This is a genomic window from Vibrio sp. LQ2 (genome assembly GCF_023920125.1).
GTDB lineage: Bacteria > Pseudomonadota > Gammaproteobacteria > Enterobacterales > Vibrionaceae > Vibrio > Vibrio fluvialis.
Genome location: NZ_CP085308.1, coordinates 4,537,674 through 4,560,980, shown reverse-complemented (window position 1 = coordinate 4,560,980; position 23,307 = coordinate 4,537,674). Strand labels below are relative to the sequence as shown.

At 49.8% G+C, this 23,307-nt stretch carries 30 protein-coding genes, 4 tRNA genes and 1 pseudogene; 10 read left to right on the top strand and 25 right to left on the bottom strand.

The features are described 5' to 3' along the window. Positions 1 to 66: 66 nt before the first annotated feature. The gene (locus tag LGV68_RS21370; protein WP_052193096.1) at positions 67 to 492 is read right to left on the bottom strand and encodes a GNAT family N-acetyltransferase; all 426 of its coding nucleotides are present in this window, start codon (positions 490 to 492) and stop codon (positions 67 to 69) included. Positions 493 to 557: 65 nt separating this feature from the next. Here LGV68_RS21370 and murB point away from each other — a divergent pair, with 65 nt between their 5' ends. Both murB and birA read left to right on the top strand, forming a co-directional pair. Further along, a complete protein-coding gene (gene murB / locus LGV68_RS21365; protein ID WP_252536016.1) occupies positions 558 to 1,601 on the top strand; it encodes a UDP-N-acetylmuramate dehydrogenase in 1,044 nt (347 codons plus the stop codon). After that, positions 1,598 to 2,560, top strand: coding sequence for a bifunctional biotin--[acetyl-CoA-carboxylase] ligase/biotin operon repressor BirA (gene birA / locus LGV68_RS21360; protein WP_055453516.1), 963 nt, complete (start codon positions 1,598 to 1,600; stop codon positions 2,558 to 2,560). The genes murB and birA overlap by 4 nt, the downstream gene beginning before the upstream one ends. A 36-nt stretch (positions 2,561 to 2,596) precedes the next feature. Here the strand turns inward: birA and coaA are convergent, their stop codons facing one another. Then, entirely contained in the window at positions 2,597 to 3,520 is a 924-nt protein-coding gene (coaA, locus tag LGV68_RS21355) for a type I pantothenate kinase (RefSeq protein ID WP_024374524.1), read from the bottom strand. A gap of 207 nt (positions 3,521 to 3,727) precedes the next feature. On the opposite strand from coaA, the gene LGV68_RS21350 reads away from it, so the two are divergent. From LGV68_RS21350 to LGV68_RS21325, 6 genes and pseudogenes are all read left to right on the top strand, one after another. Continuing rightward, positions 3,728 to 3,803 (top strand) — tRNA-Thr (locus LGV68_RS21350). 45 nt (positions 3,804 to 3,848) lie between these two features. Beyond that, positions 3,849 to 3,933 (top strand) — tRNA-Tyr (locus tag LGV68_RS21345). Between the two features lie 35 nt (positions 3,934 to 3,968). Next, positions 3,969 to 4,043, top strand: a tRNA-Gly gene (locus LGV68_RS21340). Between the two features lie 13 nt (positions 4,044 to 4,056). Beyond that, a tRNA-Thr gene (locus LGV68_RS21335) sits at positions 4,057 to 4,132 on the top strand. Between the two features lie 105 nt (positions 4,133 to 4,237). After that, positions 4,238 to 4,759 (top strand): annotated as a pseudogene (locus LGV68_RS21330) (GTP-binding protein); the annotation flags it as partial. Between the two features lie 185 nt (positions 4,760 to 4,944). Next, positions 4,945 to 5,361 carry a DUF3653 domain-containing protein gene (locus LGV68_RS21325; RefSeq protein WP_222779811.1) on the top strand — a complete coding sequence of 139 codons (417 nt, stop codon included), beginning with the start codon at positions 4,945 to 4,947 and terminating at the stop codon, positions 5,359 to 5,361. On the opposite strand, the gene LGV68_RS21320 is transcribed toward LGV68_RS21325, so the two are convergent. From LGV68_RS21320 to LGV68_RS21235, 18 genes are all read right to left on the bottom strand, one after another. Continuing rightward, positions 5,351 to 5,494: a hypothetical protein gene (locus LGV68_RS21320; protein WP_222779812.1), complete on the bottom strand. Its 144-nt coding sequence runs from the start codon at positions 5,492 to 5,494 to the stop codon at positions 5,351 to 5,353. The genes LGV68_RS21325 and LGV68_RS21320 overlap by 11 nt on opposite strands. Next, on the bottom strand, positions 5,495 to 5,635 hold the full coding sequence (locus LGV68_RS21315) for a hypothetical protein (protein ID WP_222779813.1): 141 nt from the start codon (positions 5,633 to 5,635) through the stop codon (positions 5,495 to 5,497). It lies immediately after the preceding gene. A gap of 8 nt (positions 5,636 to 5,643) precedes the next feature. Next, positions 5,644 to 5,880, bottom strand: a complete 237-nt coding sequence (locus LGV68_RS21310) for a hypothetical protein (RefSeq protein ID WP_252536015.1) — start codon at positions 5,878 to 5,880, stop codon at positions 5,644 to 5,646. Positions 5,881 to 5,885: 5 nt separating this feature from the next. Next, on the bottom strand, positions 5,886 to 6,257 hold the full coding sequence (locus tag LGV68_RS21305) for a hypothetical protein (RefSeq protein WP_252536014.1): 372 nt from the start codon (positions 6,255 to 6,257) through the stop codon (positions 5,886 to 5,888). Then, a complete protein-coding gene (locus tag LGV68_RS21300; protein ID WP_252536013.1) occupies positions 6,235 to 6,777 on the bottom strand; it encodes a structural protein P5 in 543 nt (180 codons plus the stop codon). Before LGV68_RS21300 ends, LGV68_RS21305 begins: the two co-directional genes overlap by 23 nt. Further along, on the bottom strand, positions 6,731 to 6,910 hold the full coding sequence (locus tag LGV68_RS21295) for a hypothetical protein (protein ID WP_252536012.1): 180 nt from the start codon (positions 6,908 to 6,910) through the stop codon (positions 6,731 to 6,733). The genes LGV68_RS21300 and LGV68_RS21295 overlap by 47 nt, the downstream gene beginning before the upstream one ends. Continuing rightward, the gene (locus LGV68_RS21290) at positions 6,910 to 7,629 is read right to left on the bottom strand and encodes a hypothetical protein (RefSeq protein WP_252536011.1); all 720 of its coding nucleotides are present in this window, start codon (positions 7,627 to 7,629) and stop codon (positions 6,910 to 6,912) included. Before LGV68_RS21290 ends, LGV68_RS21295 begins: the two co-directional genes overlap by 1 nt. Then, the gene (locus LGV68_RS21285; RefSeq protein WP_252536010.1) at positions 7,629 to 8,171 is read right to left on the bottom strand and encodes a hypothetical protein; all 543 of its coding nucleotides are present in this window, start codon (positions 8,169 to 8,171) and stop codon (positions 7,629 to 7,631) included. Before LGV68_RS21285 ends, LGV68_RS21290 begins: the two co-directional genes overlap by 1 nt. 9 nt (positions 8,172 to 8,180) lie before the next feature. Further along, positions 8,181 to 8,621: a hypothetical protein gene (locus LGV68_RS21280; protein WP_222779819.1), complete on the bottom strand. Its 441-nt coding sequence runs from the start codon at positions 8,619 to 8,621 to the stop codon at positions 8,181 to 8,183. After that, positions 8,621 to 8,995, bottom strand: coding sequence for a hypothetical protein (locus tag LGV68_RS21275; RefSeq protein ID WP_252536009.1), 375 nt, complete (start codon positions 8,993 to 8,995; stop codon positions 8,621 to 8,623). The genes LGV68_RS21280 and LGV68_RS21275 overlap by 1 nt, the downstream gene beginning before the upstream one ends. Next, complete coding sequence (locus LGV68_RS21270; protein ID WP_222779820.1) at positions 8,973 to 9,185, bottom strand: hypothetical protein; 213 nt, start codon at positions 9,183 to 9,185, stop codon at positions 8,973 to 8,975. Before LGV68_RS21270 ends, LGV68_RS21275 begins: the two co-directional genes overlap by 23 nt. 9 nt (positions 9,186 to 9,194) lie before the next feature. After that, on the bottom strand, positions 9,195 to 9,467 hold the full coding sequence (locus LGV68_RS21265; protein ID WP_222779821.1) for a hypothetical protein: 273 nt from the start codon (positions 9,465 to 9,467) through the stop codon (positions 9,195 to 9,197). A 9-nt stretch (positions 9,468 to 9,476) separates the two neighbouring features. Continuing rightward, positions 9,477 to 10,268, bottom strand: a complete 792-nt coding sequence (locus tag LGV68_RS21260; RefSeq protein ID WP_222779822.1) for a major capsid protein P2 — start codon at positions 10,266 to 10,268, stop codon at positions 9,477 to 9,479. Between the two features lie 248 nt (positions 10,269 to 10,516). Continuing rightward, positions 10,517 to 11,167 carry a type IV secretory system conjugative DNA transfer family protein gene (locus tag LGV68_RS21255; protein WP_222780313.1) on the bottom strand — a complete coding sequence of 217 codons (651 nt, stop codon included), beginning with the start codon at positions 11,165 to 11,167 and terminating at the stop codon, positions 10,517 to 10,519. After that, positions 11,157 to 11,630 (bottom strand): hypothetical protein, encoded by a 474-nt coding sequence (locus LGV68_RS21250; protein WP_252536008.1) that lies wholly within the window; start codon positions 11,628 to 11,630, stop codon positions 11,157 to 11,159. The genes LGV68_RS21255 and LGV68_RS21250 overlap by 11 nt, the downstream gene beginning before the upstream one ends. Continuing rightward, on the bottom strand, positions 11,612 to 11,863 hold the full coding sequence (locus tag LGV68_RS21245; protein WP_252536007.1) for a hypothetical protein: 252 nt from the start codon (positions 11,861 to 11,863) through the stop codon (positions 11,612 to 11,614). The genes LGV68_RS21250 and LGV68_RS21245 overlap by 19 nt, the downstream gene beginning before the upstream one ends. 196 nt (positions 11,864 to 12,059) lie before the next feature. Further along, positions 12,060 to 12,377 carry a hypothetical protein gene (locus tag LGV68_RS21240; RefSeq protein ID WP_222779824.1) on the bottom strand — a complete coding sequence of 106 codons (318 nt, stop codon included), beginning with the start codon at positions 12,375 to 12,377 and terminating at the stop codon, positions 12,060 to 12,062. Further along, on the bottom strand, positions 12,370 to 12,645 hold the full coding sequence (locus LGV68_RS21235; RefSeq protein ID WP_252536006.1) for a hypothetical protein: 276 nt from the start codon (positions 12,643 to 12,645) through the stop codon (positions 12,370 to 12,372). Before LGV68_RS21235 ends, LGV68_RS21240 begins: the two co-directional genes overlap by 8 nt. Before the next feature lie 133 nt (positions 12,646 to 12,778). On the opposite strand from LGV68_RS21235, the gene LGV68_RS21230 reads away from it, so the two are divergent. Continuing rightward, positions 12,779 to 13,000, top strand: coding sequence for a hypothetical protein (locus LGV68_RS21230; RefSeq protein ID WP_252536005.1), 222 nt, complete (start codon positions 12,779 to 12,781; stop codon positions 12,998 to 13,000). Between the two features lie 502 nt (positions 13,001 to 13,502). On the opposite strand, the gene LGV68_RS21225 is transcribed toward LGV68_RS21230, so the two are convergent. Continuing rightward, positions 13,503 to 14,123 (bottom strand): hypothetical protein, encoded by a 621-nt coding sequence (locus tag LGV68_RS21225; protein ID WP_252536004.1) that lies wholly within the window; start codon positions 14,121 to 14,123, stop codon positions 13,503 to 13,505. Between the two features lie 304 nt (positions 14,124 to 14,427). Here LGV68_RS21225 and LGV68_RS21220 point away from each other — a divergent pair, with 304 nt between their 5' ends. Beyond that, positions 14,428 to 14,700 (top strand): helix-turn-helix transcriptional regulator, encoded by a 273-nt coding sequence (locus LGV68_RS21220; RefSeq protein WP_252536003.1) that lies wholly within the window; start codon positions 14,428 to 14,430, stop codon positions 14,698 to 14,700. A 312-nt stretch (positions 14,701 to 15,012) separates the two neighbouring features. Here LGV68_RS21220 and hcp-2 read toward each other — a convergent pair whose 3' ends face one another. The 4 genes from hcp-2 to LGV68_RS21200 form a co-directional block, all read right to left on the bottom strand. Continuing rightward, positions 15,013 to 15,531 (bottom strand): type VI secretion system effector Hcp-2, encoded by a 519-nt coding sequence (gene hcp-2, locus LGV68_RS21215; protein ID WP_020331126.1) that lies wholly within the window; start codon positions 15,529 to 15,531, stop codon positions 15,013 to 15,015. A gap of 293 nt (positions 15,532 to 15,824) precedes the next feature. Then, the gene (glgB, locus tag LGV68_RS21210; protein ID WP_154182896.1) at positions 15,825 to 18,014 is read right to left on the bottom strand and encodes a 1,4-alpha-glucan branching protein GlgB; all 2,190 of its coding nucleotides are present in this window, start codon (positions 18,012 to 18,014) and stop codon (positions 15,825 to 15,827) included. 165 nt (positions 18,015 to 18,179) lie between these two features. Further along, positions 18,180 to 20,360 (bottom strand): 4-alpha-glucanotransferase, encoded by a 2,181-nt coding sequence (gene malQ, locus LGV68_RS21205; protein WP_020331128.1) that lies wholly within the window; start codon positions 20,358 to 20,360, stop codon positions 18,180 to 18,182. Positions 20,361 to 20,464: 104 nt separating this feature from the next. After that, a complete protein-coding gene (locus tag LGV68_RS21200; RefSeq protein WP_252536002.1) occupies positions 20,465 to 22,918 on the bottom strand; it encodes a glycogen/starch/alpha-glucan phosphorylase in 2,454 nt (817 codons plus the stop codon). Positions 22,919 to 23,307 lie beyond the last annotated feature (389 nt).

Here is a 23,307-nt window from a genome sequence, read left to right as displayed (position 1 = left end):
GCGAGCAGAGCATATTACCAAAACTCGGCAAAGAAAGGCTAGGAAAGTGCACAATTCTTACCATCTCTATGGGATGAATTGCATCGGAATGAGATCTTTACCGCTTGATGAATAACGATTAAGTAATGTTTGTAGTTCGGTAGGAAGTGTATCAGCCATTACCGGGATGAAAGCCGCTTTGCGGTAAAACTCAGCAAGGTGGCTATAGGCAAAGCAGTAATCGTTATGTTGTAAGATGTGTTGACTACAGTAGTTCAACAAGGCGAGACCGATGCCACATCCTCGTTGGTTACTGTCTACCGCCATGCCGGTCAGCAGCCGATACTGAGCTATTTGGCGAAATCGCACTACGGCGCACAAACCTTGTTCGCCGTACGCACCAATCATTAATTCATCGCTTTTGGGTTTGGTACTCGCGTAGTGCTGCTTATAAAAACGCTTTATCAAAGGCAACTTTATCGGGTCTATGTGTTCAAATTGCAGAGTTGGCATTTGTATCTGTCTTCAAAGTACATCTGTTGTAGAATGACCCCAGTTTAGTTTATTCAAAGAATCTCATGCAATTACATCTCGACGCGAACTTAAAGCCCTATCATACGTTTGGTATCGAACAGTCGTGCAAGGCGCTGGCGATCATTGGATCGGTGGATGATCTGGTGCAACTCTATAAAGATGAGCGTTGGCAAGGCTCACCTAAACTGATGCTGGGTAAGGGCAGTAATATGCTGTTTACTGAACCTTATCAGGGGTTGGTCATGGTGAATAACATTACAGGTATCGAACACCGTGAAGATGAACATCATCACTACCTGCATGTAAACGGAGGCGAAGATTGGCCAGCCTTAGTTACCTGGTGTATGAACCAGCAGTTCTATGGTATGGAGAATCTCGCTCTCATTCCTGGTTGCGCGGGGTCTGCTCCCATTCAGAATATCGGCGCGTATGGAGTCGAGTTTCAGGATATCTGCCAGTATGTGGACTACCTGTGTCTGGAAAGCTTTTCCATCAAGCGTCTTAGCGCGCAAGAGTGCCAGTTTGGTTATCGAGACTCCATTTTTAAACACCAGCTGTATGGTAAAGCGATTGTTGTCGCTGTCGGACTCGTGCTGAAAAAGCACTGGCAAGCGGTAGCCTCTTATGGCCCTTTGCAGGCATTAGGTGAGAGTTGCTCGCCAGAAGAGATCTATCACACAGTATGTCGTACTCGTATGGACAAGTTGCCTGACCCTTCTGTCACTGGTAATGCGGGGAGCTTTTTTAAGAACCCTGTGATTGCAGAGGAACACTACGCGAAACTCAAACAAACGTATCCAGAGATTGTGGCTTATCCGGCAGCAGGCGGTGTGAAAGTGGCGGCGGGCTGGCTTATTGATAGCGCGGGTTTAAAAGGTGTGAGTGTGGGAGGCGCGCAAGTTCATCCCAAACAAGCCTTGGTTCTGATAAATACCGGCCATGCTACGTCACGAGATGTCGTTGAGTTGGCTGCGTTAGTGCGAGAACGAGTCGAAGAGAAATACAGCATTCGCCTTGAACATGAAGTGCGCTTTATGGGCGCAATTCAGGAAACTCATTTAACTACCCTAATGGAGCAAGCAGAGTGAAAGAGCATAGTGTGAAACTGACGTTATTAAAGACATTGTCGGATGGTGCTTTTCATTCTGGTGAATCGCTTGGCGCGCAGTTAGGCATGACCCGTGCCGCGATCAGCAAACACATTCAAGGCATTCAGGAATGGGGCGTGGACGTATTTCGCGTACAAGGCAAAGGCTACCAGTTGGCTCAGCCACTGCATATGTTGGATGAAGCGTTGATTCAAGCTCAGGTGAATAACCCGGTTGAGCTGCATCCTATTATTGGTTCAACCAACCAGTATCTGCTGGATAACGTTGATACGTTGACATCAGGCACGGTGTGTTTGGCGGAGTACCAAGCCAATGGGCGAGGACGTCGTGGTCGTCATTGGGTGTCACCTTTCGGCGCTAACCTCTACTTTTCCATGTACTGGCGCCTCGATGCGGGAATTGCGGCGGCTATGGGCCTGAGTTTAGTGGTCGGAGTCGCGATTGTTGAAGCGTTGGAAAAGATGGGGCTGGAAGGCGTCAAACTGAAATGGCCAAACGATCTGTATTACCAAGATCGCAAACTTGCCGGGATTCTGGTGGAGTTGTCGGGTCAAGCCGGCGCGGCTGCCCATTTAGTGATTGGTATGGGGATGAACCTCATTATGCAGGATCGTGAATCCAACATCGATCAGCCGTGGGCGAGTTTGTCGCAGGTGATCGGTCAGGATCGTGTCGATCGTAACCAACTGGCGGTCGCCTTCATTCAGGCACTGGATCAGGCACTGCGCGACTATGAGTTACATGGCATGCAGGACTTTGTCGAACGTTGGAACCGACTGGACAACTTTATTGGCCGTAAAGTGCGACTGATCATGGGCGCCAATGAGATTACCGGTATTGAACGGGGCATCGATGCGCATGGTGGCGTATTGCTGGAAATGGAAGATGGGATAAAGAGCTTTATCGGTGGCGAAATTTCGTTACGTAAAGGTGAATAAAAAAAGAGGCTCAGGCCTCTTTTTTTATTGCAGATACTACTTTCTCAGCAGCACTTCTTCGACCGTATGATTGAGGCTTTTACGCAGAATCAGTTGCGCGCGCTCTTTGGTCGGCAAAATGTTCTGTTGCAGGTTTTTGCCGTTGATGTTGTGCCAAATCTCTTTCGCCTTGGCGACGGCCTCTTCTTCGCTCAATTGAGTGTAGTGGCTGAAATACGATCCCGGCTTCATAAAAGCACCTTGGCGAAACTTCATGAAACGTTCCACATACCACTTCTCGATCATCGTGCTGTCGGCATCGACATAAATAGAGAAGTCGAGAAAGTCAGAGATAAACACACGATGCGGATCATGTGGGTAGTCCATGCCGCTTTGCAGCACATTCAGACCTTCAATGATCAATACGTCCGGGCGATCGACCACTTTAACTTCCGGCGTAATGTCGTAAGTTAGATGCGAGTAGATCGGGGCTTCCACATGTGGCTCGCCAGCTTTCACGTCCGAGACAAACTGGACCAGACGGCGCATGTCATAGGATTCAGGGAACCCCTTTTTATGCATGATGTCGCGTTCGTTCAGAATGCGGTTCGGGTACAGAAAACCATCGGTGGTAATCAACTCGACTTTCGGATGGTTTTCCCAACGTGATAGCAGCGCTTTGAGCAGACGAGCAGTGGTGCTTTTCCCGACGGCGACACTGCCGGCAATACCAATCACAAAAGGTGGTGCTTTTTCGGTGTTACCCAAAAACTGATTCAGCACTGAGTTACGGCTCTGCCTGGCGGCGACATACAAATTCAACAACCTGGCGAGCGGCAGATAGATCTCTATCGCTTCTTTGATGGTTAGGTTTTCATTGATGCCTTGCAGCTCTTGAAGGTCCGTTTCCGACAACGTCATAGGCACAGAATTTCTCAACTCTGCCCACTGATGACGAGCAAAAGACAAGTACGGGCTCATAAAATGCTCAATCGTATAATTAGAATAAGAGAAGGGAACATACAATATGGCGCTGATAATGCAAATGAGAAAGATGACAGAATTAGCGATTGAACCTAAATTCGGGTGAAAAATCATCGAATAAACAAAAACGTGCCAAATTTGGATTTTTTTTAGCTTTAAGGGTTGCAAGCTAAGAAATCATTCAATAGAATGCGCTCCACTTATGCCGACTTAGCTCAGTAGGTAGAGCAACTGACTTGTAATCAGTAGGTCACCAGTTCGATTCCGGTAGTCGGCACCACTTTCCTTAGGAGTAAAACTCCAAGACGTATAGTGGATAAAATTTGGAGGGGTTCCCGAGTGGCCAAAGGGAGCAGACTGTAAATCTGCCGGCTCCGCCTTCGATGGTTCGAATCCGTCCCCCTCCACCATATTCTAAAGGAAATAGCTCTCAGAGTTACGTGTTGCGGGCATCGTATAATGGCTATTACCTCAGCCTTCCAAGCTGATGATGCGGGTTCGATTCCCGCTGCCCGCTCCACTCATTCAAGAGTGCTGATATAGCTCAGGCGGTAGAGCGCATCCTTGGTAAGGATGAGGTCGGCAGTTCGAATCTGCCTATCAGCACCAGCTCTAAGCAAAGTTTTCCTTTTGATATATACTTTACTACCGGTAATTTTTGGTTGCGTGGTCATAAATTAAAGCCACCTATATCCGTACCTAGAGGGACAACTCATGTCTAAAGAAAAATTTGAACGTACGAAACCGCACGTAAACGTTGGTACTATCGGCCACGTTGACCACGGTAAAACAACTCTAACTGCAGCAATCTGTACTACTCTGTCTAAAGTATACGGCGGTGCAGCACGTGACTTCGCGTCAATCGACAACGCTCCAGAAGAGCGCGAGCGCGGTATCACAATCTCTACTTCTCACGTAGAGTATGACACTCCAAGCCGTCACTACGCACACGTAGACTGCCCAGGACACGCTGACTATGTTAAAAACATGATCACTGGTGCTGCGCAAATGGACGGTGGTATCCTAGTTGTTGCTGCAACAGATGGTCCAATGCCACAAACTCGTGAGCACATCCTACTAGGCCGTCAGGTTGGTATTCCTTACATCATCGTATTCATGAACAAATGTGACATGGTTGACGATGAAGAGCTGCTAGAACTAGTAGAAATGGAAGTTCGTGAACTTCTGTCTGAATACGATTTCCCAGGTGATGACCTACCAGTTATCCAAGGTTCATTATTATGGTTTATGTAAAATCAATTTCATTCCTGAATGAATAACCAATACGCAACGAGTAGGCATCTTTTAAGTTCATCACAAATTACTAATATAGTGAAAATGCCTAACTTGCTGTTTATTGTCAGTAAATCCCATGAAAAATATGATTTTCGTCCCATTAACAATAATGAGACTTAGATCACATGAAAAGAAGGGTAAAAGAAGAGCTATTCGAGAACGGAATGTACATCAACCAGGTAAAGGATCTCCTTTTGTGGCATTTTGACGATCACAAACAGGCGGCTGAATACTTCGGTGTGCATCCCAATACGGTGAAGAACTGGCAGTTGAAAGGTAACTGGCCGCTGTCGGTTGTTCGCTTGCTTCTCATCATGCACCGTGGCTATCTGCCAACGTCTAAGGAGTGGCGCGGCTTTCGTATCCGTAAGGATGTGTTGCTGACTCCTGCAGGGCGTGAAATCTCTGCCTATGACTTAATGGAGCTGGATATTCGTGTCAGCCTGAAAACGACGTCGAACGTGATCGAGTTCCGCCGTAAGAAAAAAAAACGGTATAGGAAGAAAAAGAAACAGGGCCGTGATAGCCCTGTTATTTCTTGAGTCTCTTGAGCGTGACCGCCGCCACTATGACGATGAATCCGCCCAGGAGCATGGTGCGCTCGCTGACGTCTATCTTGATGGTCAACGGCTCCGGCGTTTTGACGTCAACGCCGAATTGAGTCGGTATTCCCATTTACTTGGCCTCCAGTGCCCGTAAACGCTTTTCATGGTCGCTGAGTGTGTTCTTAATCCAGGAGATATCCACTTTCAGCGCCACGATAGTGGCAACGCTGCTAATCGCACCCGTTACCACGGCCACAATGACGGTTTCCATATTTCCCCTTAGCTGGCTTGCTTGTCCAGCAGATTCTCAGCGCCTTTGACTTCGTCGCGCACAGCATCATAGACGCCAATAGCTGCAGGAACGATGACGGCTGCAGCCTGGCCGATAACGCCGCCCATTTGCACACCATCTGCAGTGATGGACGCACTAAACAGGTCGCCATAGCCGAAGATTGCCGCCACTGCGCTACCGATTAAGACCAGGCCGCGCCAGGTTGATGTTTGATTGAATTTCATAATGATCACTCTATTGGTTGGTTGATTAAGGGTCTGTATTTCTCGGCCATAACGCCGCCTGGATGACCGAATATTGCCTGCATCAGCGGATAGTATTGGTCAATGTTCCACAGCGTTTGTGATGCGTTGGCCGTGAGTGTGTAGTCGGGGTTGAGGTAGAAATCGCGAATCATGAGCGGCTGCAGTTCGACGGGCGACCAACCGTTATACAGCGCGGTTAGGTCGCTCATCAGTTCGCCGACGGGTTTGGTTGCCTGGGCGGTTACCTGGTCCAGCTGCTGCGCGAGCTTCTGTGTTAGGAACCAGACGGCCACGCCGCCCAGGACAACAAATCCTAAATCAATGAGTCGCTTCTCAAGCTGCGGCGATACCGTCATAAATCACCTTGTCGCTGTAGGGCTGCACACCGTTTTCGTGTTGAATGATCACTTTGATGAGCGCCGCTTTGTGCTGCTCACCAATTGGCGTGTAGCGTGTGAGTTTCAGCGCTTTTTCTGCATGCTGAATGTAAGACTCCGTGTTGTTTTCTACCGGAGGCGCCCAACGTGAGATGATCTTTTCCAGTGTGGTGAATCCGTTGCTGGAATAGGTATCCAGGATGCGCGAAATAGCGCGGATGCCGTTCACTGGGTTGTCAAACACGATAAAGCGGCCGTCGTTACCGACACGGCCACGCCAGGGCGTGCCGTTGTCTTCGATATTGCCCGGGTTGTTATTGCGAACGCCGCGAGGCGGCGCGGTCAATGCGTTCAGTAGTTCATCCATATCGATGTAGTCCGTGTTGGTTGATGGGATAGGTAAGAATGCCTGGTCACTTCCGGAACTCCGGCGGTACCACAGCAGCAGGGAACTACACGCCACTACCGCCGCCAGGCTCAATAACTGGGTCTGGGTCATCGATGCGTCCCTCACTTTCTGCCTTGTCAATGCCCCATTCCGACCAGAAACGGTGACCGCGCGGAATTGTCCACTCTTTCCCGTTTACATCGTTCACAAAAACGGCATCTCTTTGTGTGTTTGCGTATTTCATTACGGCCTCGCGTCCAATGTAAATGACAGTAGCGCCATACCTGTGCTGTTTTTTGCTACTGCCGTTAATGTTTTTCTTGAAATATGCACAATTCCCACTGTCTGGGTCTGACCGCCAATTGATACCGCTGGTCTATCTGCCATCTCAGGAACAAGCGGCATTGACCCATATTGTGTGTTCGATGTGTGCATGTTTAAAATCATTGGGTACGAATTACCCGCCCCACCGTAGACCTGAAGAAACCGCTTGCATGGCGTTAGTTCATCCTGCCCCTGTTGGAAAATTGGCAATTCCACGCTCTCTGCCAGAATCAGGCGCGTAAATTTTGAGTTATCGCCGCTGATTTCAAACTGAATGTATGCGCCTGCGCCGTTCGGCTCGTTGCTCGTTCCGCCGTTAATGCTCATTACTGGCGTGCCGCTAATCACATCCATGTTGGAGCGCAGGTTTCGGCCAAACTCAATGCCATTTGGCACCAATTGCACAATTGAGCCCGAAATCAGACGAAAGCCATCGTCATCAATGTAGACTTCTGCCCCTAATGCACCAGCTTTCCAGCCGTCACAGAAATATTGACCTGCAGCCAACACACCATCAGCTTCATTAAGCTGGTTGATTTTTCCACGAGGGTTGATGAGCAGGTTTTCGCTGCCACCGCCTTTGGCGACGTTCACCGTTTGGAAGGTGACGTTTTGAGGGTATGCGCTAAAACTTGCCATTAGTTGATCTCCTCTAAAATGCGGACATCTGAGGTGTCATTTATACTGGACGGATTCAGTGTAATGTGCAGTGCACCTTTAACATCCAGGGTAACTGGTTGCCCTGCAGCAATCGGAATCTGACTGTTAATGTCAGCACCTAAAGCGCCGATGTAAACCGTGTCCTGCAGGGGAATAATGGTCAGGCTTCGGCGATTACGGCGCTCTGCGACCAGGAGCTTTTGCACCTTTTCGGCCATGACCTGGTTCGTGACAATCTGAGAGCATCCAACGGGCGTAAGGTCGGTGGTTGCGCGGCGCATGTCCGCGAATCCGGCGTAAAACTCAATGGATGTTTCGTACTCAGAGCTGATCTCGATGTTGAAGAAATCACGGTCAAACTTGAGCGAGTCACCAGCCACCAAATCCACTTCTTCTGACCAGGTATCATCCACGCCGTGAAAGCGTACATGAATCTCCGCACCGCTCAGCAACTGAAAGACTCGGCCCTGAGTGGAAAAGGTGTAAATGGTCGGTTTGGCGATAATGCGATTGATAGACATCTGTTCCCCTTACTTCTTAAACGCCAGGAGCGCACCCGCGACGGCAATCGCCACAGCGGTGTACATCATGTTTTTGTTCGCATCGCGAGCCGTGGCTGCATCGCTGTCCAGGCTTAGGTTTTTCGCCACGCCTAACGCCGCATCACTGGCCGACTGTGCAAACTCAAACGCCTTGTCAATCACGCCGCTGTTACTCGTCATCGCCGCTTTTGAGACCGCCTCATTGACGGCCAGCGCTTCTTTGCCAAAGGAGAACGCCTCCAGGCTGTTTTGATACATCGAATCGAGCGCTTTGTTGACCGCGCCACCATCGAGCAAGTTAACCGTCGTGCCTTCGTTACCAGTGATAACGTGGCCGGACATATCGCCGTTGAATGCCGCGCTGTTGCTCTGGTTTCGTGTAATCGTTGTTGTGCTGGTCTGGTTAGCACTAGAACTTGAACCACCCATTAGATCACCAACCTTAAAATGTGCTCCTGGCCGCGCTTCTCGGCCAACTCGAACGGATAGCCGATTGACTGAACAAACGGCAGAAAACCACGGCGCTTAGTGTGTAGACGGATGGTTTTAGCGTGAATCGCTTTCCCCAAGTCGTAGAAAAATCCGCAAGCCTTTTCGAGCTTGTGTGTGCCAGCAAAGGCCACAACCACCATTTCGAACGACTCCGTTCTGACTAACGCGTAAGCACCGTCGATAAAAAAAGGGAAGGCCAGCCCCGCTTCGATTTCGGCGCTGGGGTCGTAACCCTCCAGCGCCTCCATCAGGTGCGGCTTTGCTTCGTCCCAGGTCACGGCGTAAAAATCATTTCGTTGACTTAAAGACATAAAACGCTGCCACTCCTAACGCTGCTAAAACGGCCCACGTCGGGATGCCGTTATTCGATCCAAAGTTAATTGAGCCACTGGTAAAGCCGCTGCTGTTGGTGGTGTTCACCGTACTGGTTGCGGTGGATGGTCCGGCGCTGCCGCCTTGCAAACCACCGCCGCCAGTCAGGGAAGTCATCGCTTCAAACATGGCTCCCCCTTACGCTTTCGCGATCAAAACGGCACCGACCAATAGCAGACCACCCATTGCCAGGTAAGCGACCGGAACTCCGGCGACGGTCATCGCCGAAAGTTCGGTGTTTACTGGGGTAGGGTTCGGCTCTGGCGCCACAACTTCAGGCGTGTTGTTCACCTGGCTTTGTGACGTTCCGGCAAAGTCTGCACCTTGCTGGATTTGCTCGTACTGCAGCCAGTAGTTCATGCCTTTGTCGAACAAGTCACCAGAGCTAGACATAAAGTCGTCTAAGGTCATAAGCCCCCCTTACAGACCTTCTTTAACGTCCAGGTACTCGACCAACACGTTAAAAGCCGCTGCTGCAGACAGTTCCAGGCGTACACGGAAATCCTGCACACCATCCAGAACCTGAGATTGAGCAGTGTCGTTTTCCTTGATGAAGTCCATCGTGAACTTACTGTCGCTTGGTGTGCGGCCAGCGTCCTTTTGGATCTTCGCTTCAAGAGATTTCGGAGCCTGGAACGCGATATTGCCGTTCACTTCCAATTCGGCGTGAGTGACCTTATCGGTCAGAAGATGAATCGCCGCGATACGCGCCGTTGCTGGCGTCGGTAGCTTGTCGATTTCGTGTGTGCCAGCCGTAGCAAAGCTCACTGGATAGCTTTTCATCTTCGTGATGTAGCCCATCGGCATTTGCTGGCCCTGCAGTGCGTAGGCTTCGATAACCGGAGCTGCTGCAGCTGCATCGATATCGATGCGCATGACCAGGGTAGAAATGTCGGCGGTACCCAACGCGAATGTGCGTTGCTGCAGCAGGTCATCCAGTTCAGGACGCGCAAAGTGCAGAACCAGGTAACCATTTTCTGCCGCACCGCGAGAGAAATGCTGGTTAATCAGATCCAGTTCGTTGCCGTCTTTGTAGGTCTGGAATACTTTGCCGTTCACTTCCATGCGGATGTTTTTCATCTGCGCAAGCGTGATGCCGGAATACTGCAGAATCACCTGGTGATAGGAGAGACCTTTACCCAGTTCCAGTGTTGCAGTTGAACCCGCAGCCACATTGGATAAGGAGTTGAGTTTCTTTAGACGTCGTGCCATTGCCGCCGCTCCTTATGGGTTAACTACGTTACGTACAGGCTGGATGCGGTTTGCAACGGCCATCGTCGCCAGGACGATTCCGACCGTAATCAAGTGTTTGTTCATGGGTGTTACTCCGTGTTGTGTGAATGACCAAAGCGGTCTGAACACGGCAATCTCACAGGATGATTAGGAATCGCTTCCTAATGGGGATTTGAAAAGCGTTGCTAATAAATTTGGAACATTTCAAAAAAAAGCCCCGATTGGGGCTATTTTCCTTTGGTCCATTGCTTGCCAACTTGCTTGATGTGGTGATATTCGGGCAGGGCATCGATCTCCTTTGCAGGAATTCCGGTCAACTCTTCCAGGTACTTAGCTGACTTGCTGGTTTTCTGCATCATCACCACACAGGTATGGCAGTTATCAATAATGGTCTTGGATACGTCCTGGCCGCGCTGAAAACAGTTGATAGTGTGGATGCCGTACTTACGGCCAACCATCAATAGCTTGCGGTGGTATGGACTGGTGAACTGCGTTGACTTGCTGTTATCGGCCAGTTCTTCACACACCACTTTGAGCATATGCGAGTGATGACCGTCGCCTGCAGCCCAGGCCACTTTGCAAAACAGATCCAAATCTTCCCAGGTCGTGACGTGTTTCGGGTTCCAAATGATTTTGAATCCCTGACTCGTTTTGCGGCCAGCAAAGACCGCTGCCGCAAAGGTTCGAATGTCGTGGTAAACCCGGCACACAGAGCGGCCAACCTTACCGCTGTAATCGCCTTGAGGGTCAAAGGCGATCACCTGGTCTTTGTCCTGGATAAGTCGATTCTGGGTGTAATAGGTTTTGCCGCTGCCACTCATGCCAGCAATCCAAACGTGACCATTTTTCAGGCTGTTGTTTGGGTTCCTAGGCTGCAATGTCATCATCTCCCATCAATGAGGCTGGCTCAGGCTCGGCTTTCTCCTGGCTCACTCTATGTTTCGCTTCTTCCAGGCGGCGAAGCTCTTTCACCTGCATGTAACCACCAAAGGCGAGGGAACCGATAGCAAACAGGGCGATCATTTCCTCCTTGTAGGGCTGCAACCATTCCGGAAGTTCGCCACCGTTCTTGACCAGGGCGGGGGCGATTTGCTCTGCAGCAATCTGTTTCTCGTTGTCGCCCCAGCCGAAATCCTTATGCACGGCCTGTTTAGTCAGTCCTTCAACCATGTTGAGCACCAGGAGCGCCGTTCCTGTTGCGCCTTTCATGGCTAAATCGTCATCATTGGCCGCATCTGGTGCAAAACTATCGTCATTCGTTGCAACGTCACTTTCCAGTGAAGCCAGGAACCTGGCTTCTTCGTCGGTGTACGTGGGTACGTCTAAATCTTCCAGTTCCATTTCAAATCCTTATTAACTTTCTCTTTGAATTCGTTCCAAACCTTTTCGCGGTGCGTTAGGTCGCGTTCCCATGATTCAAGCTCGACCTGTTTCAAATACACTTTGTACATGCCTTGGTCTTTTTCATGTTGCCAGGCTTGTAGTGCGCGCTTCCACTTGAGCAGCTTGCAGTATTGCCCAGCGCCATAACCAACGATAAGCACTAGCAAGCCAAGCAGAGTGAATGTCGACATCAACTCAACTCCCTACGTGCACTGCGATTACTTTCCGCATGATGTTTATCAAGCAAATACTGGTGATCGATTCGCTCTGATATGTCTCCGCACTCCTCACAACGAATAAACGGACTACCTGTAAAGCTTTCATCACTCGTCTGTTCAACGTGCAGACACTTCGTACACTGATATGTTTTGGCCGGATAAATCATGTTTACCCCCGTAGACTAAACAGGCCAACGACGGCCAGAACGCCGCCGATTATCCAGGGCGCTTTGCTGGATTTTTCCTTGGGCTTGTCTTCGTCATCTTTGGGGGTTGGTAACTGCAGCTGCTCGAGCACGGCCTGGGCTTCTTCTTTGGCCATGTGTTTGTTGAACGACGCCTGTACGCCGGAACCGGTTCTCTGGTCAAGGCCACAGTCACAGCGCGCATAGAGAAAACGGGCGCGTTTGCCTTGTCCCTGGAACACTGATTTGAGGGACATACATTGCTTGCAAGGTAGGTAGCCGATTGGCTCGCGTTCACTCATCGTTCGCGGCCTCCTGAACAGCATCCAGGGCGGTTGCTTCAAGCTGGCAACGAATAGCAAGTTTGATGGACGCCAGCTCATTTTCAAGCTCGGCGATACGTTTATCCTGCGCTTGCATCTGGTTTCCCAGGATGCGGCAGATTTGGAATGATTGGTTAAGCGGTTTTAAAAACGCACCAAAACCCATTGGGGGCTTTTGGTTAAGTTGATCGAGGTAATCACCCAGTGATGCCTCAAGTTGTTTGAATTTTTGAATGACAACGTTCATGACTCATTTTCCTTAACTGACGTTAAACAAAACAAGCCGGAAGTTTTACGAATCCCTTTCCGAAAAAGGATACAACAGTTTCATATAATCCGATACATTTTAAACCGATTCCAAATAATTAGGAGAACCACCAATGACGAACGAACTACAACTAACACAAGCAGTTTTAAGACTGAATGATCAAGATATAGAGGTTTATGTACCATCAAGTGGGATGCAATACGTAAACACCTATACAGCCTTTTCACTTGACCAGGATAACTCTGTATTAACTGCGCCAAACTTTAAGATGGAGATATTCCGCGACCAGGACATCAAAAAACTCAGTGAGTGGTTGATGTCCCTCTACATCTAAAATCAGCCCCTTCACCTTGCCAGGCTCGTCGCGTAGCGACATAAACGACCTATACACCTGACACGCCGCTAAAGCCCATCGACTGTGTTGAAGGGCTTCATCCTGGGGCCCGTTAAATCGCCTCACTGCAGTTAAGTTTCTCTCAGCCTTTCCAGCGATTTAATGGGAGCTACCTTTATCCCCGTTATTACGGGGATAAGATCATTAATTCTATTAATTTCTATTAAGGACGTTCTAGTCGAAGACTATGTTGGCTAGATATATAGAGTGATTATTGGTAGTAAGAACTAGGAGTAGTTTATTTAATACGCTCACAGGGTTATCCACAAACTCAGTGGATAACGGTTAAAATTTCATCAACTTGGTTTCTGCCAGGTGTGAACAATGACAAAATGACATACCGAAATGACATACCAGGACAAAAAATAACGTACTCAGCGCGCCATAAACGGCTTAGGGAACGAAAAAAGCCCCAACTAAGGGGCATGTAAGCAATGTGGCTCTAAACGGGTATAGGGGCGGTTTGTGTTGCGCGCGCTGCCGCCTCTTTACGACGGCGGCGAAGTAGGGTGATCGGTGTTTGGATGTATTTGATTGGTCGACCTAAGCGGCGGGACTTCATTTTTAGCCATTCTTTTGCCGCTAATCTGGCAGCTTCATATTCCTCTTCGAACTTAACACCCAAGTCGCTGAAATAACGCAGTTCGATACGCTTGATTGACGCTAGGCCGCGCCACTTTTCAATGTTGTCGTTGCCAGTGAATGACTCACGAGGCTGCTTAGATGTGATCCAACCTTTGGAGAACGCAAACTTAGCACATTGCTTGATGCGCCATAGTGGTAAATCACATTTTTCAGCGATAAATCCCCAAGTCCTTAAACTAAAGCCGTGAGATGTTGCCTTACCGATTTTGCGCGAATGAAAGCACATTTCATCAACCAGTACGGTCATTACCTTGGCTATGTCCTTGGCAAATGACTTACGAATTCCGCGACCATTAGCGGTGGTAAAAGCGACTGAGCTAGAAGGGCACTGAGCAATCTTTTCCATAACAGCACGATGAAATGACGCGAATCCGCGGTCTTTTCTCTTTTTGCTGTAATTGCTCGGTTGGGTATTCATAGAATTAAGCCGCCTTATGATTCAGTGGCTTATTGCTGGTAGTTTGACGTTGAAATGACATAGAATTGATCCCTTTCTTATAGTTCTGGTCAATACTTGGACTTGCAACCCTCCAGAATTCCCCCTAAAAGCGGTGGCCGCCGCCTTTAGGGGGTGAATTAGCATTTCGCAATACCAACTCATATAACAAAGGATCGCAAAGTCTCCCGACTTGACGGAGAGATTAAAGATCATCTGATTAATGGTGTAAACAGGTTGAGACATTGTGCACAGGTGAACTAAGCTTCGCTTTGGAGGTAGGAAAATGATAACTACGCGAAACTTGCTCAACCGTTTAATGGTTGAAAAACAACTACATAGCTTGCGTGATGTAGCCCGTTTTTTAGATATTACTCATTCTACAGTCCACAAATGGCATAAAGGCGGCACAATGAGCGATGATATTGCTTGTGAAGTGGCTGAAATCTTAGGTTTAGATGTGGATTTAACTCTATTGGCAATCATTGCAGAACGCTCTAAGAACAATCGAGCGATTGATGCTTTAAGACGCCTAGAAGAGAATCAAAAGATCGCATAATTTATGTGGGTGAAAAGTAAAGGTATCTGATTGATTGTACAGACAAAGATACCTTTCTTTTTTGCCTACCTTGGTGCGTATTATTGCCCGTCGAACCCACGCACCACCAGCGTGTCGTCCTCCAGACCTTCCACATGAAACTGATACTTTAACGTCGCCATCCTGCCATTCCTTCATACTCAGTAAAAATGGTGAAACCTTAAGCGCAAAACACCCGAAACCAAGCGGATGCCAGGGTGCGGGTTGGATGCTTTGTGCTTAAGGTTCACAAGGTTGCCCGCCTTGAGACGGGCAACACAGCTCGAGCGTAACTTACGCTTCGATTGGTTTACGCCAATCGTCTGAGCCTGAAGTACCCGCGTTCACGTGATCCCACGTGATTTTGCGGTAAGACATCGAAACGGTCAGGTTCTGAGTGAAATCAGATTTTGCTGGATCTTGGCAGTGTGGCATTTCACATTGGATATCCACGATAGACGCGTTTTCCAGCTTGGTGGTGAAGAAGTTTTCTTGTTTGCCTTCGATAGACGTGCGGTACCATTTCAGTTCAACCGTCGTCATCTTCTCGCCTGATGCCAGTGCGTTGTACAGCAGAGGAACAGCTTTGTTCAGAGACACGGTGAATTTGAATGGTTTGTGCACACGCTGACCTGAAGGCTGGCCCGATTGTGGGTCAGTCGGAACAGTAACGATGTGGTCGAACTGCTGAACCAGCATCTCGTCTTCGTGACCTTCAACGAATGAATCGCCGATAGAATCCGCAGTACAAGCGCCTGCAGTGATTAGACCCTGAGTTTGACCTTCGATAGAGATATAACATGGAGTTGGCATTGCTCATTCCTTTCTAACTGGTTGTTTATCAGGCAATGGGTTAAGACAACCTTTGCCATTCGATAAAACGTTCGTGATGTAAGTGCGCTCAGCGCGAATTCAGTGAGTAAGGGAGCAAAGTCGATGCCACTTTGGTATTCTTTTAAAATCAATTAGTTATATTTAAAACCTTGCCATTAGAGCAACAAACTGCCTTTGAACAAGCAAGATCTTGCTTGTCGGGCAAGGATCCTGCGATACAAAAAAGCCCGATTTACATTGTAAAATCGGGCTCGAACAGGCTAATGAGTCATTCAGTCGATAAACTTATACATTAACGTAGCCAAAGGTGGCACGCGTAGTCTCAGTGACTGAGGTAAACCCTCACTAGGTACTTTTTCCGTAGCCACCAGCGTATTGACCTCAAAGCCGCTGCCATCGTACTGAGGCGCATCGCTGTTGAGCAGCAGTTGATAACTACCTGTCTTGGGTACACCTAAGCGGAAAGATTCATGTGGCACAGGGGTGAAGTTTGTTACCACCAGAATGCGCTCGCCATTTTCACTAAAGCGTTCATGGGCAATCACGCTGGCATCAGCGGAATCTTGTAGGCGCCATTCAAAACCTTTCGGATCGCAATCCAGTTCATGCAATGCCGCTTCATTACGGTACAGATGGTTCAAATCACGCACCAGACTTTGCACACCGTTATGACGGGCAAATTCCAGCAGGAACCATTGCAATTGATCATCGTGATTCCACTCCGCCGTCTGACCGATCTCCGCTCCCATAAAGTTAAGCTTCTTGCCTGGCTGACCATACATGTAACCCAAATAAGCGCGCATGTTGGCAGTTTGCTGCCATTCATCGCCCGGCATTTTATAGATCAGAGAGCGCTTGCCATACACCACTTCGTCGTGAGATAGCGACAAGACGTAGTTTTCGCTAAAGGCATAAATCAGCGGGAAGGTCAGCGTATTGTGGTGATACTTGCGGTGCACCGGATCTTCCTGAATGTACGACAAGCTGTCATGCATCCAACCCATGTTCCATTTAAAGCCAAAGCCCAGGCCCCCCATGAAAGTTGGCGCTGAAACGCCCGGGAATGCGGTGGATTCTTCGGCAATGGTCATCGCATTCGGGAAGTATTTGTAGACTTCCTCGTTCATCCACTTCAGCGTTGCGATCGCATCATAGTTCTCACGGCCACCGTCGATGTTAGGAATCCATTGGTCGTGACTGCGCGAGTAATCGAGATAGAGCATCGACGCCACCGCATCAACACGAATGCCATCAATGTGGAACATTTCAAACCAGTACAGCGCGTTAGAAACCAGAAAACGGCGTACGTGCTCGCGCCCTAAATCATAGATGTACGAGTTCCAATCCTGATGCCAGCCCCGGCGTGGATCCGGGTCGTGATAGAGTGGTGTGCCATCGAAGTTGGCCAAACCATGGTCATCCGATGGGAAATGAGCCGGAACCCAGTCAAGCACCACGCCCAGTCCGGCTTGGTGACAGGCGTCGACAAAGTATTTGAAATCATCGGGTGTACCATAGCGACTGGTTGGCGCGAACAAACCAACAGGCTGATAGCCCCAAGAGCCGTAAAACGGGTGCTCCGAAACTGGCATCAGCTCAACATGGGTGTACCCCATATCGACCAGATACGGAACTAACTGATCAGCCAGTTCACGATAATTGAGGAAGCGGCCATCTTCGCCGCGTTTCCATGAACCAGCGTGCAACTCATAAAACGATAACGCTTCTTTGCGTTTTTCCGTCACCGGACGGGTTTGCCAAGATTCATCCTGCCACTCATAGCTTTCGTGGTCATACACTACCGAAGCAAAGGATGGATACTGCTCAGCGTAACTGCCCCACGGATCGGCTTTATGCGGTAAACCTTCACCATGTGGACCTTTCAATTCATATTTATACTGCACACCCGCTTCGAGGCCCGGAACAAACAAGCCCCAAATGCCGTAATCAAGACGCTGCATCGGATGGCGGCGACCATCCCATTGGTTAAATGAGCCGATCAGGCTGCAAGAGGAAGCGTGCGGTGCATACACCAGAAAACGTACCCCAGAAATCTGCTTTCCATCACGTTCAAGCGTGACAAAGTGCGATCCCAGAAAATGATACATCTGCTTTGGCGTGTGCAGGTCGTCGTACTCGGCGTAAATGGAATGATACTGATACGGGTCGTCTATCAACTGCTCGACACCAGCCCAGTTGACGGCCAATTGATAATGGGTAAAACGCAGATCACGTGATGATTTAAGAACAAAACCGGATTCGTCTTCACGTTCCAGCGCAATGCGGGGTTCCCCTTCAATCACCAGCTCAACGCTGTCTGCGCCCGGCAGCCACACTCGCAGCGCGCACTGTTCATCGGCAATGTAGGGGCCTAAAAAGGCAAAAGGATCAGCAAACGCGGCGTGGGAAAGTTGTTGATAGGCCAGTTGCTGTTTGGATGGCTTCTTTTTTGTCGTTTTCAATATACCTACTCCTAACCTTGACTCACTCAAAAGAAAAAAATGCCCGCTAAAAGTGCGGGCTTGCTAGCGTTAAACCATCTTATCGAACTCAAGTATGACATGGAGTGACCGAACCTAAACTTCTCGTTGTAATTTATGAGAAAAGGCTAAATCACTCCAATGGGTTTATTTGCTTGCCTTGGCGCGAACTTCGCTCAGTTTCGACGCAATGCGGTTCACGTCTTCACGGGCGAAAATTTCGTCCAGATTCATGGAAAGCTTACGGCGCCAGTTAGGGTATTCATTAACTGTGCCAGGAATGTTGACTGGCTTATCCATTTCCAACCAATCTTCAAGCTGGACACTCAACAACGCCGAAGAACCGGCAGCGACGTGCAACTGCAAGGCTTCGCTCAGGTAGGAATCCATCGGGACCAGGCTGGCATCACGGCCTACGCCTTCAGGCAGGTAACCATGCCACGCCACTGAATCCAGAATGCCTTGCTTGCACTTGAGGCGATCATCGAACAACGCCGCCAGTTGGGTTGCATCTGGGTACAGACCAATTTCACCGCCCAGTTTCAGGTCGTCGCAGTGCCAGAAACCACGCAGCGTTGGCATGTCGTGTGTACACAGCGCTGCCATTGACTGCTCGGCATAGTGCTCCGGAGAAATAAAGCCGCCGTCGTCTTTAGAAGTTTCGAAGAAGAACACTTTGTATGAGTGCACGCCAGCATCACGCAGCAGTTCAACGATTTCATCCGGCACGGTGCCCAAATCTTCACCAATCACACTGCACTGATGGCGATGCGATTCCAGCGCCAAAATCGCCAACATATCTTTCACCGGGTAGTAGATATACGCACCTTTGGTCGCGTTTTCACCTTTCGGAATCCACCACAGACGCAGCAAACCCAGCACGTGGTCGATACGCAGTGCACCACAATGCTTCATGTTTGCACGCAGCAGTTTGATGTAAGCATCGTAAGCGGTGGCTTGCAGTACTTGCGGGTTCAGAGGTGGTAAACCCCAGTTCTGGCCCAGAGGACCAAGGATATCCGGCGGCGCACCAATGCTCGCGTCCAGGATCAGGTTGCCATCATCCGCCCAGGTTTCAGAACCTGCGTCCGATACGCCCACCGCTAAATCGCGGTACAGACCGACGGACATGCCCTTCTCTTCTGCCAAAGCCTGAGCTTCATTGATCTGGGTGTCAGCAATCCACTGCAGGTACATGTAGAGGTGGACGCTGTCCTGATTCTCTTCAATGTATTTCTGCACTGCCGGGCTATCGAAGCGACGGTAGCTTTCCGGGAACACTGGCCAGCCCCATACTTGGCTGTCTTTGGCGTGTAGGTCAGCATGCAGCGCATCAAACGTTGCCTGATGCAACAGGCTATCGCCACCCTCTTCGACAAAGTTGAGGAAGGCATTGGCGCGATCGGTGTTTTTTTCCAGATGGCGTTTTTTGAATTCAGCAAACAGCAGCGGCAGCACACTCATCTTCATTTCAGCGACTTCGGTGTAGTTCACCCAATGCGTGTCACGCACTTTTTGGAGGCGCTGTTGGAAATCCGGGCTGCCGACACGTTGCTGCGCTTCGCCGCTCAGTGCAAATTCCGGCACAGAGCTGACATCGATGTAAAGAATGTTCAACCAGCGACGCGAAGACGGGCTGTATGGGCTAGCGCCTTCCGGGTTAGCTGGGAACAGAGAGTGAATCGGGTTCAGACCAACAAAATCACCACCGCGTGACGCGATGTCAGCAACCAGTTGTTTCAGGTCACCAAAGTCACCGATACCCCAGTTATGCTGGGTACGCAGGGTGTAAAGCTGTACGCTCGGGCCCCACAGTTTCTTGCCGTGTTCCAGCGCAGATTGCTTAAAACAAGCCGGTGGCGTAATGATCAGCGTCATTTCATACGGCGCTTTGCGGCGTTTGCGGGTGATGTGCAGCGTATGATAGCCCCATGCCAGATCGCTTGGCAGGGCAAACACTAGAGGGCCACCCTCGGCACGCTCGTCTCGAACGATTTGAGACTGAAGATAGCCTTCAAGTACCTCTCCTTGCTCGGTTTCAAGACGCCAGTTAAATTCGCTTTCACGGGCACTCACGCCCAGATAGAGCGGAACTTCCACCGCTTCACCTTCGCGGATCACCAGAACCGGATCCAACACATCTTTCTTGTGTTTTTTCTCTGCCGACTTCAATAAGGTTTCGTCATTGGTGGTGTCGTAGCCCAAAGACGCCAAAAGACGACGGATAGTGTCGTCTTCAACACGCGCTTCGTCGCCCCATGCGCTCACATAGTGATCGACAATTTTTGCCATCTCTGCGACTTGTTTTAATGCGTTTTGTTCTTTCATCGCTCTCTCCGAAGGGACTGCTTTCCCCTTCAAAACGTGTAGGGTGTGTTGTAATAAATATGGTTGTGACACAGCCAAGGCAGTTGCCTTGGCTGTTATTTGGTTTAGCGTTTGACCGCTTCCAGTTTCCAGATGTTGTTGACGTAATCCCGAATACTGCGGTCTGAGCTGAATTTGCCCACCAGCGCAGTATTGAGAATGGCTTTCTTCGCCCACCCCGCCTGGTCGCGGTATTGCTGATCGATGGCTTCGTGCGCCGCCACATAAGAGGCAAAATCTGCCAGCACCAGATACGGGTCGCCGCCATCGAGCAAGCTGTCGTACGTTGCACGCAGTTTGCCCGGCGCGCCCGGCGTGAACTCGTCGCCCAACAGCAGATCCAACGATGCTTTCAGCAGCGGATCCGCGTGGTAGAAGTCGTACGGGTTGTAACCGTTGGCTTTGAGTGATTCCACGCCATCCACTTCCAGACCGAAGATGTAGATGTTGTCATCGCCCACTTCTTCACGAATTTCTACGTTCGCGCCATCCATGGTACCGATGGTCAATGCACCGTTCAGCGCCATCTTCATGTTGCCGGTACCCGATGCTTCTTTACCTGCGGTAGAGATTTGCTCAGACACATCCGCTGCCGGAATGATGATTTCAGCCATGCTGACGCGGTAATCCGGCACAAACACCACTTTCAACTTGTTGTTGATGCGCGGATCGTTGTTCACTTTCTCGGCAATCTTGTTGATGGCGTAGATGATCTCTTTCGCCAGGTGGTAACCCGGTGCTGCTTTCGCTGCGAAGAACACCACGCGAGGATGCATGTCAAAGCTTGGATCGTTCAGCAGACGGTGGTAAAGAGACAGAATGTGCAGCATGTTGAGGTGCTGACGCTTGTACTCGTGCAGACGTTTGATTTGCACGTCAAAGATCGCATTGGTATCAAGATCGATGCCCATGTTCTCTTTCACCCAGTGCGCCAGACGCTCTTTGTTCTCTTTCTTCACGGCCATGAACTGTTTCTGGAACGCTTTATCATCAGCAAACTGAGAAATCGCTTCTAGCTGATCCAGATCCGCAGGCCACTGATCACCAATTTTCTCCGTGATCAGCGCAGACAAACCCGGGTTACAGAACTTCAGCCAGCGACGTGGCGTAATACCGTTGGTCACGTTTTGCAGACGGCCTGGGTAAAGCTCGTTGAATTCAGGGAACAGGTCACGCTTCACCAGTTCAGAGTGCAGCGCCGCTACGCCGTTCACCGCGTAAGAGCCGATCACACACAGGTTCGCCATGCGTACCATGCGGTGGAAGCCTTCTTCGATGATCGACAGCTTTTGCTGTTTCGCCACATCACCCGGCCATTTCGCGCGCACTTCCTGCAGGAAGCGGTGGTTGATTTCGTAAATGATTTCCATATGACGAGGCAGCAGGCGCTGGATCAGAGACTCGCTCCAGGTTTCCAATGCTTCTGGCAGCAACGTGTGGTTGGTGTAAGCGAAGGTTTTTGAACAAATCGCCCACGCCGCTTCCCACGACAGGTCGCGCTCATCAATCAGGATGCGCATCAGCTCAGGAATCGCGATGGTTGGGTGCGTATCGTTGAGCTGAATGGTTTCTTGTTTTGACAGATCAGCCAACGCAAAACCAGCCGCTTCATGGCGACGCAGAATGTCGCGAATCGACGCAGCACTGTGGAAGTACTGCTGCATCAGACGCAGTGTTTTGCCTTTCTCGTGGTTGTCGTTCGGGTACAGCACCTTAGTGATGTTGCCCGCGTCAATCAGTGAGTGCTGCGCTTCAAAGTAGTTGCCGTTGTTGAAGCTTTCCAATGAGAACGGTGCGATCGCGCGGCATTCCCACAGGCGCAACGGGTAGACCGTCTCGCTCTGGTAACCGACAATCGGCAGATCCCACGGCATCGCCTGAACCAGCATCCCCGGTACCCAGCGGCGCTTCTCTTTACCGTTGTCCTGATACACTTCCACATGACCGTAGAAACCGATTTCCTGTTTCAGTTCAGGGCGTGCCACTTCCCAAGGGTAACCTTCAACACCGCACCAGGCATCCGGTGCTTCTTTCTGATGGCCTTGTTCAAAAGATTGTTTAAACAGGCCGTACTCATAGTGCAGACCATAACCCACTGTCGGGTATTCCTGCGCAGCACAAGAGTCCATAAAACACGCCGCCAGTCGGCCCAGACCGCCGTTACCCAATGACGGGTCGCGCTCTTCTTCGAGCAGATCGGTCAGGCTTTGACCCAGTTCGGTCATCGCTGCTGAAATCTCTTCGTACAGCCCCATGCTGATCAGGTTGTTACCTGTCAGGCGGCCGATCAGAAATTCCAGTGACAAGTAGTTCAGGCTTTTCGCGTTAACAATGCGCTCGTCCTGCTCGGTTTGCAGCAGATCAAACGTGGTTAATTCGGCCAGGGCACGACCCATTGCCAAATACCAAGAGCGGCTGGATGCGTGCTCAATCGTCGTCGCGTAGGTAGCAGTCAGGTGGCGTTTTACGTTTTCTTGGAACAAAGCTTTATCAAAACTTTTTTGTTGAGTAGGTTTCATTGAGAAATCTCACTTTTCGGTTCTAATCCATCTGAGACATATCGTGCATCTGCTACGCAATCAAAACATCCTCCTGTTTCCGGCGGAATTTAGGAGGAGGAGTCAGGGCGTAGAAGGGGTAGCACCTGAGTTGGAGTGATCTATCTCCCATTGATTGGGCAAGTCGCGAAATTATGAGTGACAGGGATCACGGCAACCATCTCCATAACCCTAGTGGAGATTTATTAAACGCAGGTTTCTCCGCCTGAAATCATTTGCTCAATGTGCAGCCGCGATCACAAACTATTCGTTCTCGTTACGCAGATTTCACTAATTTTCGTAGAGGGTGGTAGTCATACACCGCTATCTACGCACCATTTTAGTGATTAACTTCACAATAATAGGGCGTA